Genomic DNA, 11,388 nt, shown 5'->3' on the forward strand with positions numbered 1-11,388 from the left:
CGGGATCGGATGGAGGATTCTTTCGTGAATTTGCTGGTGAAGTTGTTCGGCCTGGCAGTCAGCCTTGGAGCTGGTGTGTTGGCAAACAAGACACTCGAAGGACTCTGGGAGAAAAAGACAGGAAAACCTGCCCCGAAGGACGGAACTGACCTGAATGATTCCTTGCCGGGAGTGCTCGTATTCGCTGTAGTTTCCGCGGGCGTTGGCGCCGTGGTTCACGTTCTTACCCAGAGGGGCACCAAGAGTGCGCTGGCCCGAATGAAGAAAACGGCAGACGAGGTGTAGTAGACATGGCAATTGCCCGATACCCGAGTGTTGTTATTGATTGTCCGGATGCGCCCGCCCTTGCCGCCTTTTATGGCGAACTGCTGGGCTGGGACGTGAAGGGCTAAACCGATTGGTTCGAGATTCGTCCCAGCGATGGGAACAATTGCATTGCTTTCCAACAGGTCGAGTCGTATCACGCGCCGGAATGGCCGGGGCAAACGGTTCCCCAACAGATGCACCTTGACCTGATGGTGGAGGACCTGGACAAGGGCGAGGAGGTGGCCCTTTCCCTGGGGGCAAGCAAGGCGGAGCACCAGCCGGGGACCACATTCAGGGTGTTCCTTGACCCGGCCGGCCATCCGTTCTGCCTGTGCCTTTCCTGACTCTGCCTCTGCCTCTGCCTTTCCTGACCGGGGTGCTTGCCTAACCCTGTTGGGCCGCCCACTCCTCGACGCGACGGTTGCTTTCCTCTTCGGAGAGATCTTCCACGCGGGTCATGATGGACCAGCGGACGCCGAAGGGATCGCGGATGCTGGCATACCGGTCCCCTGAAACGAACGTGGTGAGTGGTTCGCGGATGATGGCGCCGGCTTGTTCTGCTCGTTGCACGAGTGCGTCTGCGTCCGGGCAGTAGAAGCCCAGGGAGTAGCAGTCATCATCGCCCTCCGGCGGCGGGACCAGGTGGTATTCCGGGTTGGGTTCGCCCAGTTGAAGGTGACCGTTCCCGAGGTCGAGTTCGGCGTGGACCACAACTCCGCCCATCTCAGTGGTGCCAACAATCCGCGCCCTGAAAACGTCCTGGTAGAACGCGATCGCATTTTTGGCATCGGGTACGGCGAGGAAGGGTGTCAGGCTGGTCAGCCCGTTGGGGACTCCGTGGGTTGTGTACTTGCCGTGGGCGGCCGTGGTTGCCTCAGTGCTTGTAGTATCTGTCATGTCCAAGACGCTACGGGCCGGGCTGGCTTTGGCGCTTGGAAATTCGCGACAGACTTTGTTGGGGAGGAGGCCGGTGGATAGTTAGTTCAAGGGCATTCTGTACCCGGCACGGCTTCCCACTTTCAACCGTTTGGCGGCACCGGAGTCTGTTTCGGAGCTCGTCCAGTGGTTCTGGATTCCCGAATGGGATATTGAGCCAGGCCGCACCTCCCGTCAACATTTGATCGCCTACCCCGCGTCCAATCTCGTTGTGCAGGTGGATGACGTGGTCTTCTCGGGTCCCACAACCCGGGCCGCCTATCGCGACTTGAATGGCCGCGGCTGGGCAGTTGGAGCGCTATTGCGCCCGGCGGCTGCCCCGGTGTTCACCGACGATCCCGGCAGCTTGCGTGATGCCGAGGTGGCATTGCCGTTGGAGGACCTCCACCGTTCCGTCGCGCGGGCAATGAACGCCCCCGACGGCGGCGCGCGCCGCGAGCTGGCAGTGGACGCCTTTAAGTCGTGGCTGGCTTCCCTGGACTACGTACCTTCCGAAGAAGCTTTGCTGGCCAACCGGATGATGGACATTATTGCCTCCGACCCGGACGTGGTCCGGATTGACGATGTGGCGGCCCGGCTGGCTGTTTCGGGCCGGTCGCTTCAACGAATTGCCAGGAAATACATCGGACTCAGCCCGTCGGCGCTCATCCGTCGGCGTCGCCTGCAGGATGCTGCAGAAAGGGCACGGCTGGACCCTTCCGCTGATCTTGCGGGCATCGCCGCCGAACTTGGCTATGCCGATCACGCACACCTCACCAACGACTTCCAGAAGTACTTGGGGTTCACGCCGAGCACCTATCGCCGTGCTGTTGGCAGTTAGCCTGGGCCCCCAAGCTGTCGACTACACAGCACGATGCGAAATCTCTTGAAGTTGAAGGGGTTGGCAGCCTTCCGCGAGCACCTCCGCCGGCTTTGGAGTCGGCTTGTGGAGCGCATCAAGAAACAACCTATAGGAGACGACTCCCGCACTTGTGGACCCGGTGGAGCAGCAGCATCGGTAAACGTGCGTCATCCAAGGGCCCGGCAAGAGTGCTCGAAGCCACGAATCGCACTCGGTCAGCGAGAGCGGGGCTTGGATGCCACTGTCCTTGCGATGAGCGGCAACGGACACGGTGACGCAGGTCCCTGCTGGGGCTGGGCCCGCGGCGAACCATCCCCATTCCACGGTCTCGACAACGATCGTCACATTGATGTTCTCGTCTTCGATTGATGAGGTGGGGCTCATACGATAATGGCGTCGGCCGCTGTGGCGTGAGTCGCGTTGTGAAGACCCGCTGAGCGCCTCGCGAAGTTCGTTTAGTTCGGTGCCATGTTTGTTGCGGATCCTCGCGCTGAGATCCACCACCAAGTTTCCCTCTGCTGCGGTGGGCGCCGGGGCCTCGAGGGCAGCAGGGGTGGGTGCCGTAACAAAAAACGTGTCACGGATGGGCTGCTCAGACCGGTGCACAACACCCCCAGGACTTGACCATCAGGCAGGTGAGACGAGAATACCCGTCCAAAAATCAAATCGCTAGAGGAACCGTCCGATTATCCCTGCCTCAGCCCTGTCGCATCGAGCACCAGATTAGCGGTGATGAACCGACCGCACTGCTCACCAAACGGGTAGTTGCCCTTGGGCGTGAACGTCAGCGTCCGGACAGGCAACGCGATCCCGGATGGAGAGGTGCCGGATACGGTCGCTTCAAGCGGACTTTCTGAGAGCGCCGGCAGTCCCAGGAACCCGGTCATTGTGCCATCGGGTGAGGACGTTGCGGAGCACACGCCCTCAGGGGAGCAGCCCTGATCCACGGCGATTGAGCCTGGGTGCAAAGGAATGTCGGCTTCGGTGCAGGTCCCGTCCTGGCACGCCTTCATCCGCAAGGAAGCAATTTTGTCCACGTAGTCGGCAGCGACCGTGATCGAGACTCCGGACGCCTGGGCGATTGCCGGGCAAGGTACCGGCTCGGCGAAGCAGCTGGGAAGGAGTGCTGACGTGCCCATCAGGGTGAAAGCCAAACCAATCTTGCCCATGCTTCAGGGTAGGGCTGGAACCAGTAGGTAGCGCCGCGTCGGAGGGAATCGGCACCCCATCGTTACGGCTCACGCTGGCCCGTTGCCGAACCGACACCGCGCGTGATTGCCGCTCAGACGGGAAGCCGCAAACCGCCGTCGTGGATTTCCGCCAAACCGTCGCTGAGCAGGCCGTCGAGTGCCCGTTCCAGCTGCTCGGGCGCTGAGTTGAGCCGGTGCAATGCTGCCAGCGGAATCCCGACGCCGGACGGCGCGAAGCCGAGGTCCGCCGGCGGCTGCTCGAACATCTCGCGCGGAACCGGGATAGCAGCTTCGCGGAGGACGGCCATCACAGCTCCGCGGACCTGCCGGTCCGTACCGTGCCAGGACTGCCCCTTGGGGGTGTACGACGGCGGTGGCTCACCTGCCGCGAGCCAGGCGCAGCTGGAGCGCACGGGACAGTCGGTGCACTTGGGGCTGCGGGCCGTGCACACCACGGCACCCAGTTCCATGACCGAGGCGTTCCAGCGCACGGACAGCGGCTGGTCTTCGGGCAGCAGGGCATCGGCGAGGCGCATCTCGGCCGCTGTGAGCGCCGGAGCGGGCAGGGCGTGCCCGGAGATGAGGCGTGCATGGACGCGGCGGATGTTGGTGTCCACCACTGTTTCTCGGCGGCCAAAAGCAAAGGAGGCGACGGCGGCAGCGGTGTAGGTGCCAACCCCGGGCAGGGTCAGGAGCTCGGGATAACTGTCTGGAACGTCGCCATGGTGCTCGTCGCGGATGGCCACTGCGGCTGCGTGCAGTCGAAGTGCCCTGCGGGGATAGCCGAGGCGGCCCCAGTGACGAACGGCCTCACCGGAGGGCTCATCTGCCAGGTGCGCCGGGGTTGGCCAGCGTTCCATCCAGTCCCGCCAGACCGGGAGGACCCGGACCACAGGAGTTTGTTGGAGCATGACCTCGCTGACCAGGATGCCCCAAGGGCTGCAATCAAGCTCGCGCCACGGAAGGTCCCTGGCGGTCTCGGCGAACCACTGGTCCAAAGATTGGTGGAGTCCGGCGAGTTGGTCTGTACCGGGAAGTGCCATGCGTCAGATCTCCCGGATTGTTGAGGTTTGGCCGGCGCCGCGGCGCCCGAATTCTGCCCTCTACTGTAGTGGAAACCATGACGGCAACGCTCCTGCGGTGCACGTCACACACGGCGGGTTTGGCGCCCGGCGGCGTGGTGGTGGCGTGCTGCGGAGTGGGCCCGCCTAGCCTAGAAACATGGCCAATCAGGGTAAGAACCAGTCGTCCGCGCGCACATCAGCGCCGGGCAAGGGTGCTGCCCCTAATTCGGGTGGTGCGCGCCGCCCCGGCACCCCGACGACCAGGCGACGTCCAAGCCCCGCCGTTTACCGCCGTCGTCGGCAGTTTGTCTTCGGTGCCCTGCTGCTGGTGATCGCCCTCATGGTGGCTGGCGTGGTGGCAATCAGTGGAGCGCTCGCAGGTAAGTCCGAGCCCCAATCGGTCAGTACGCCTGAAGCGTCCCAGCTGCCCACGCAAGGGAACGCGCCAACAGCAGGCACTGCCTCACCGTCGGCAATGCCCACGCCTGTGTGCGACCTGAGCTTGGTGACCGTGGCCGCAGCTACGGACAAGCCAGCCTACGGAGCGGAGGAAAAGCCGCTGCTAACCATGACCATCACCAACGGCGGAACGGCGCCGTGTGAGGTCAACGTGGGCACGTCCCAAATGGAGTACGTCGTGATGAGCGGCTCGGACAGGATCTTCTCCTCCAAGGATTGCCAGGCCGGAAGTGAAGACCTGGTCAAGACCATCCAGCCCGGCAAGAGCGAGACCGCCAATTTCCCCTGGCAGCGCAACCGGACGCTTGAGGGCTGCGCTGCAATCAACGCCAAGCCCGGTGCAGGCGGCGCTTACTACACGTTCGAAGCGAGGCTGGGAAACAAATCCAGCACCAAGGCCGTCTTCCAGCTGAACTAGAGGAAGCGGTCCAGCAGGCTTGCCTCCGCCATGCGGCTCAAACCTTCACGGACCGTGCGTGCACGTTGATCGCCGATGCCGTCAACGGTCATGAGGTCATCGATGGTGGCTGCCATGAGGTTCTGCAAGCCGCCGAAGTAGTCCACCAGGCGATCGGCGACGGCCTTCGGCACGGACTTGAGGCCGGACAGGAGGCGGTAGCCGCGGGGTTGGACCACAGCATCCAACTGTTCCACACCGCCCGCGAAGCCGATGATTCCCGCGATCCGGCTGAGGTCGATCAATTCGGTGGGGCCGAGATTGAGGAGCGCTTGGACTGCTTCTTCAATATCCTCGGGAGTGGCGTCGGGGTCTGCGTAGTCGCGGATGATGACATCGCTGCCCGGGCCACGACCCATGGTCAGTTCCTCCACCTGCAGCGACAGCAGGCGGCCATCTTCGCCGAGTTCCAGCACGTATTGGGCAATTTCCTCGGAAATCCGCCTGACCATTTCCTGGCGTTGCAGGGTGACGGCTACGTCCCTGACGGTGACCAGGGCTTCAATCTCAAGTGCTGAAAGGGAGCTGGTGACTTGGTCCAACCTCGCGCTATACCGCTCCAGCGTTGCGAGGGCCTGGTTTGCGCGGGCTAGGACTTTCTCCGAGCCCTCCAGGACGTGGCGCAAGCCATTCACGTACAGGGCAATGATCTGCATCGACTGGCTGACAGAGATAACCGGAACGCCGGTTTGGATGGCGACGCGCTCAGCTGTGCGGTGCCGGGTCCCGGATTCCTGGGTCTCGATGCTGGAGTCCGGAACGAGCTGCACTGCGGCGCGGACGATGTTGCTGGCGTCCTTATCGCAGATGATGGCGCCGTCCATCTTCGCGAGTTCACGGAGGCGTGTGGGCGAGAACTCGATGCCGATATCGAATCCGCCGGAACAGATGGAGTCGATGGTGCGGTCCGAGCCCAACACAATCAAGGCGCCGGTTCGTCCACGGAGGATGCGCTCCAAGCCGTCCCGTAAAGGAGTTCCGGGTGCGACTCTGGCCAGAGTCGCCTTGAGCGACTCTTCCGGGCTCCGGGCCATAGGGTTTCCCTTCGAAGGTGCAAGCCATGGCTCACAGACAAGCTGAATCCGGCATCCGCGGGCACTTGGAAAAATGCCCTGATGACGACTAGCACCATGATATGGCTTCCGGGCACCGTTAACCGCACCAGCAAGCCCCAAAGTGGGTCATTTCGTTATGTACGGGGAAGGCCGGAAGGTCCCTTTTCTGGTGTCTCTGTTGAAGGCGATTTGGGCCGATCACTCGCTGACGTGGGCGTATATAACAAATTGGTGTATATATTCCGCCAAACTGCCTGCGACGCTAGTAGCTGTCTTTCGGGACAGTTATCAGGCCGGCCCTTGGTGTAAGCCCTTCCGCGCCGGGGAAACCGCAAGGGCCGGCGCTAAGTGATCAACAGCTCCAACGCCTCGGCCAGATGCCCTACTTCGCGCACGGAGAAACCTTCCGGGATGACGCCCGCGCCCGCAGGGCTGGCCGGGACAATGGCGTGCGTGAAGCCCAGTCGGTGTGCCTCTTGGATGCGCTGGTTGATTCCGGGAACAGGGCGGACTTCGCCTGCCAGCCCGACCTCACCAAAGGCAATGAGCCGTTGGGGGAGTGCTTTGCGGGATTTGGCTGACGCGACGGCCAGAGCCACGGCAAGGTCCGTGGCAGGTTCGCTCAGCTTCACGCCGCCCACGGTTGCCACGTAGGAATCGTCCTTATGCAGCATGCACCCGGCCCTTTGCTGGAGTACGGCAAGTAGCATGGCCACGCGAGAGCTCTCCAGGCCGCTGGTAGCCCGCCTGGGTTGGGCATTTGCGCTCTCGGCCAGCAGCGACTGGACCTCTGCGAGCAACGGGCGGCGGCCCTCCATGGTCACCGTGATGCAGGTGCCTGAGACAGGTTCACGGGTTCGCGACACAAACAGCCCACTGGGATCAGCGAGCCCCTCAATACCGGCCTCGTTCAGGTCAAAGCAGCCGACGTCGTCCGTGGCGCCATACCGGTTCTTGACCGCCCGGAGCAGCCGCAGCCGGGAATGGCGCTCGCCTTCAAACTGGCACACGACATCCACCAAGTGTTCCAGCAGGCGTGGCCCCGCGATGGTGCCGTCCTTGGTCACGTGGCCCACCAGGAGCGTGGTCATGTTCCGCCGCTTGGCCGCGGCGATGATGGATGCGGCAACCTCGCGGACCTGCGACACGCCACCGGCGCTGCCTTCCACATCCGCACTGCTCAGCGTCTGCACGGAGTCCACGATCAGCAGCTTCGGCTCAAGCTTCTCCACTTGGCCCAGCGCCTGTCCAAGATCGGTCTCGGCGGACAGGTACAGAGTATGCGCGACGGCGTCGATCCGTTCCGCGCGAAGCTTCACCTGCGCTGCGGACTCCTCACCCGTGATGTACAGGACGTCCTGGCCAGTCCGCGCGAACTTCGCCGCTACGTCCAGCAGCAGTGTGGATTTCCCGACGCCGGGTTCCCCAGCCAACAGGATGACGGCCCCGGGGACGAGCCCTCCTCCAAGGACGCGGTCCAACTCATCCACGCCCGTAGGAAGGAATGCCGCTGTTGTCCCATCCACCTCAGCGATACGGCGGGCCGGCTCCAAAACCGTGGCGGCCGGCGTCGTACGGGCTACCGTGGCGCCGTACTCCTCAACGGTTCCCCAGGCTTGGCACTCACCGCACCGGCCCACCCACTTGATGGCTGTCCAGCCGCATTCGGCGCATTTGTAGGCGGGTGTCTTGGATGCGCGGGAGGTCTTGGAAGCCATGGGTTCAAGGTTAGTCGGGGGTGCCGACAGTATTGGCGCCGGGTGTCCCATGCCGCGCCGCGTCAACGAAAACGGCCAGCCCTGTGACGCCAAGGGCCAAGCCAAGGGACGCAACCACATCCGTGAGCCAGTGGTAGCCGAGATACAAACGGCTGAAGGCGACCAAAAGCCCGAACAGCGCAGCACCCACAAAGGCGAGTACCGCCGTCGTGCGGGTTCCGGATCGCGAGACGAGAAGGTAGGTGAGGACCAAAGCGAAGATTCCAGCTCCGAGGGTGTGGCCGGAGGGGAAGGATAAGGCGTCGTCGGGGCCGAGCAGAAAATCCGACGACGGCGGGCGGGAGCGGCTGACTTCGAACTTGATGACGGTGCACAGCACCAAGGCAAGCACCATGCCACCCATGAGAACGGCCGGCCGCCACAACTCCCTCTTCCAGATGGCCCATGCGCCTGCCAGGACAGCGCCGATGGCCGTCATGGCGGTCGGCGACGTCACCGTTGAAACGGCCGCGAGGAGAGCGGTGGCAACTGCGCTGCGGGAATCAACCAGGGCGCTGTGCACTGTGCTGTCCAGGGTGGCTAGTCCGCTGTCCGAAAGAACGGCCGCGAACATCAGCCAGAAAATGACGTCGCCAGCGACGAACAGTGCGCCAGCCCAAAGAAACAATGGGCGCTGGCGAACGCGCAGCTCTGGGGCCGCTTGGGGATTGACGGACAATGCAGGGAACATCCGCTCATTATCCGCAATGGGCATGGGACTTTGCTGGGAGGAAGCTGCCTGGAAGTTGGAGAGCCGCAACATTACAGAGCCGGCAGCACGTCCCGGGCCTCGTCGGATTCCAGACCGCTGGCCTCCAAAAGGTCCACCATGAGCGGCCGGAACAGCATCACCACGGTTTCGCCCTCAAGCTTCTGAACGTCGAGCATCTTGGGGTGCAGGCGCGAGGCGATGTCGGTCAGCTCGTTGCGGGCGTGACGCAAATGGACGCGTCGGGTTCCCTCGCTTTGCTCCGCCAGGCCAATGGTCAGTTCATCGATTGCGGCGGCAGTTTCCTGCAGTACCTCGGAGATGCTGTCGATTGCTTCGTCGGATAAGGCGGCATGGTTGATCGCGCTGGTGAGCCTGCGGGCAAAAACGCGGCTGTTGCGGAGTGCAAGATCAATGTATTCCAGCGAATGCTCCAGGCTGGCTAGCTCGTCGCGGTGCCTGCGATGGGCCGGAGCCAGAGTGGCTACCTCGCCCGAGGCGCGCAGGGTCTGCCGCATCCGATCCACCAGTGGCTGGCAGTTACGGCCGCGAATCAGCGCGTGCCAGGCAATGGTGGAGTCGCTTTCGACCATGGCCTTGCCGCACTCGCGCAGCACTTCGGCGAGTTCGTGCAGGATTTTCTGGACGTCCTTCCGAGGCTCCCGCCGCGGATCCTTCGGAACCAAAATTGTCACCAGCAGGGCGAACACGCCCCCCACCACTGCATCCAGGCTCCGCGTGAAAGGCCCGCCAGCCGGCGCCGGCAGCAGCACCACCAGCAACGACTGGAGCCCCAGCTGGGTGGTGAAAATGGTCCCGCTGTCCAGGAACCTGGCCAGCAGGATAGAGAAAAGAAGCACGACGGCGGCCTGCAGGATTCCAGCGCCCAGCCAGTGGAGCAGGAGGTCACCCACCACGATGCCGAGCGTGCAGCCCAGACCAACCTCAATAACGCGACGCAAGCGCGGATCACGGGAGAAGCCGAGCGCAATCAGAGAAGAAGTGGCCGCGAACAATGGCCCTTGGTGGCCCAGGATGTATTCCGCGAAAGCATAGGCGCCCACGGCACACACGGTCATCTGAATAGCCGGCGTCAGGGAATTCCGGCTACGGACCAAGCCGGTCCGGACTCTGGCACGCAGGAACCTCTTGCTTGCAGAAAATCCCTTCGCGGCAGCCATGTCCTCCAGTCTATTTGCCGAACCGGGGCAACGATGACGCGCCGGACGCCAAGCCGTGCGCTACTCAAGGTGGCGCGCGCCACATAACCCAATGGTCCGCCGTCGTTCACTTTGCGTTCACCTTCAACGTCAGATCCCGTTACCTGCGCTGCTTACCTTCAGTAAAGGCACAAAAGGTCCATAGCTCACGCGCGCCGAAATCTCCGTTCGGCCAGCATCAGAGAATCCCTGGAAGGGGTACATCCAAGTGAAGGCAACTCGCTTCGGCCGCAACGCGGCAATCGCGGTCATCGCAGCTGGCGCTCTCGCGCTCACCGCTTGCGGTTCAGACAACGCAACGGGCACCGCCGCTGGCACGCAGCCAGCAGCATCCGGCATGAAGGTCACCGGCACCCTCACCGGTATCGGTGCGTCCTCCACTGGCGCAGCCATGGACGCCTGGAAGGCTGGCTTCGCCAGTGCAAACCAGGGCGCAACCGTGCAGTACTCCCCGGACGGTTCCGGCGCAGGCCGCAAGGCCATCATTGATGGCTCGGCACAGTTCGCAGGCTCGGATGCCTACCTTAAGGACGAAGAGCTCGAGAGCTCCAAGGCCAAGTGTGGCCCTGAAGGCGCCATCAACATCCCGGTATACATCTCCCCGATCGCCGTCGCCTTCAACGTCCCCGGTGTCACGGACCTGAAGCTCGACGCCGCTACGGTCGCCAAAATCTTCCGCGGCGAAATCGCCAATTGGAATGACCCCGCAATCGCAGCCCTGAACGCCGGCGTTACCCTGCCGGACCTCAAGGTCACCCCCGTGAACCGTTCTGACGACTCCGGAACCACCACCAACTTCACCGACTACCTCGCAGCCGCTGCTCCCGAGGTATGGACAGACAAAGCTGCAGGCGTCTGGCCGGCAACCCTGAAGGGCGAAAACGCCAAGGGCACCTCCGGCGTCGTCAAGACCGTTACCGACACCCCCGGTGCCGTGACCTACGCCGATGACTCCGCTGTCTCCGGCAAGCTGGGCACCGCGTCCATCAAGGTCGGCGAGGAATTCGTCAAGATCTCCGCTGATGCTGCTTCCAAGGCCGTCGAAGCCGGCAAGCCTGTCGATGGCCGCGCCGCCAACGACGTCGCCATCAAGCTGGACCGCAAGACCACTGTCTCGGGCGCCTACCCGGTAGTGCTCGTTTCGTACCACGTAGTCTGCACCACGTACGAGACCAAGGCAGTTGCTGACCTGGTCAAGGCATTCGAAAGCTACGTAGTTTCCGATGAGGGTCAGAAGACCGCCGCTGACGCCGCAAAGTCCGCGCCGCTGTCCAAGACCCTGCAGGACAAGGCAAAGGCTGCCATCGAAACCATCAAGGCCAAGGCCTAAAGGTTTCCCGGCGGGTTTGCCTGAACCCGGCTAAACATTGAAGTTCCCTGCTCCGCGCGGAGTG

General features: G+C 63.1%; 11 protein-coding genes and 1 pseudogene. 5 read left to right on the forward strand and 7 right to left on the reverse strand.

The annotated features are described in order from the left end of the window. The first annotated feature begins 24 nt into the window (after nucleotides 1-24). Nucleotides 25-285 carry a DUF4235 domain-containing protein gene (locus tag LDN90_RS00745; protein ID WP_223947533.1) on the forward strand — a complete coding sequence of 87 codons (261 nt, stop codon included), beginning with the start codon at nucleotides 25-27 and terminating at the stop codon, nucleotides 283-285. A gap of 5 nt (nucleotides 286-290) precedes the next feature. Further along, nucleotides 291-650, forward strand: a pseudogene (locus tag LDN90_RS00750) (VOC family protein). Between the two features lie 40 nt (nucleotides 651-690). On the opposite strand, the gene LDN90_RS00755 reads toward LDN90_RS00750, so the two are convergent. After that, a complete protein-coding gene (locus LDN90_RS00755; protein ID WP_223947534.1) occupies nucleotides 691-1,203 on the reverse strand; it encodes a VOC family protein in 513 nt (170 codons plus the stop codon). A gap of 94 nt (nucleotides 1,204-1,297) precedes the next feature. Here LDN90_RS00755 and LDN90_RS00760 point away from each other — a divergent pair, with 94 nt between their 5' ends. Next, on the forward strand, nucleotides 1,298-2,062 hold the full coding sequence (locus tag LDN90_RS00760; RefSeq protein ID WP_223949208.1) for a helix-turn-helix domain-containing protein: 765 nt from the start codon (nucleotides 1,298-1,300) through the stop codon (nucleotides 2,060-2,062). 707 nt (nucleotides 2,063-2,769) lie between these two features. On the opposite strand, the gene LDN90_RS00765 is transcribed toward LDN90_RS00760, so the two are convergent. Continuing rightward, nucleotides 2,770-3,252: a hypothetical protein gene (locus tag LDN90_RS00765; RefSeq protein ID WP_223947535.1), complete on the reverse strand. Its 483-nt coding sequence runs from the start codon at nucleotides 3,250-3,252 to the stop codon at nucleotides 2,770-2,772. A 113-nt stretch (nucleotides 3,253-3,365) separates the two neighbouring features. Further along, complete coding sequence (locus LDN90_RS00770) at nucleotides 3,366-4,316, reverse strand: A/G-specific adenine glycosylase (protein ID WP_223947536.1); 951 nt, start codon at nucleotides 4,314-4,316, stop codon at nucleotides 3,366-3,368. A gap of 178 nt (nucleotides 4,317-4,494) precedes the next feature. On the opposite strand from LDN90_RS00770, the gene LDN90_RS00775 reads away from it, so the two are divergent. Then, nucleotides 4,495-5,214, forward strand: coding sequence for a hypothetical protein (locus LDN90_RS00775; RefSeq protein ID WP_223947537.1), 720 nt, complete (start codon nucleotides 4,495-4,497; stop codon nucleotides 5,212-5,214). Here the strand turns inward: LDN90_RS00775 and disA are convergent. The 4 genes from disA to LDN90_RS00795 all read right to left on the reverse strand — a co-directional run bounded on the left by disA (nucleotide 5,211) and on the right by LDN90_RS00795 (nucleotide 9,955). After that, nucleotides 5,211-6,287, reverse strand: coding sequence for a DNA integrity scanning diadenylate cyclase DisA (gene disA, locus LDN90_RS00780; RefSeq protein WP_216922711.1), 1,077 nt, complete (start codon nucleotides 6,285-6,287; stop codon nucleotides 5,211-5,213). The genes LDN90_RS00775 and disA overlap by 4 nt on opposite strands. A 365-nt stretch (nucleotides 6,288-6,652) precedes the next feature. Beyond that, nucleotides 6,653-8,026: a DNA repair protein RadA gene (gene radA / locus LDN90_RS00785; RefSeq protein ID WP_223947538.1), complete on the reverse strand. Its 1,374-nt coding sequence runs from the start codon at nucleotides 8,024-8,026 to the stop codon at nucleotides 6,653-6,655. A 10-nt stretch (nucleotides 8,027-8,036) separates the two neighbouring features. Then, on the reverse strand, nucleotides 8,037-8,780 hold the full coding sequence (locus tag LDN90_RS00790; RefSeq protein ID WP_223947539.1) for a phosphatase PAP2 family protein: 744 nt from the start codon (nucleotides 8,778-8,780) through the stop codon (nucleotides 8,037-8,039). Nucleotides 8,781-8,827: 47 nt separating this feature from the next. Next, entirely contained in the window at nucleotides 8,828-9,955 is a 1,128-nt protein-coding gene (locus tag LDN90_RS00795) for an FUSC family protein (RefSeq protein ID WP_216922690.1), read from the reverse strand. A 247-nt stretch (nucleotides 9,956-10,202) separates the two neighbouring features. Here LDN90_RS00795 and pstS point away from each other — a divergent pair, with 247 nt between their 5' ends. After that, nucleotides 10,203-11,324 carry a phosphate ABC transporter substrate-binding protein PstS gene (gene pstS / locus LDN90_RS00800; protein WP_223947540.1) on the forward strand — a complete coding sequence of 374 codons (1,122 nt, stop codon included), beginning with the start codon at nucleotides 10,203-10,205 and terminating at the stop codon, nucleotides 11,322-11,324. The last annotated feature ends 64 nt before the right edge of the window (nucleotides 11,325-11,388 follow it).

This window comes from Arthrobacter sp. NtRootA1 (assembly GCF_019976975.1).
Classification (GTDB): domain Bacteria; phylum Actinomycetota; class Actinomycetes; order Actinomycetales; family Micrococcaceae; genus Arthrobacter; species Arthrobacter aromaticivorans.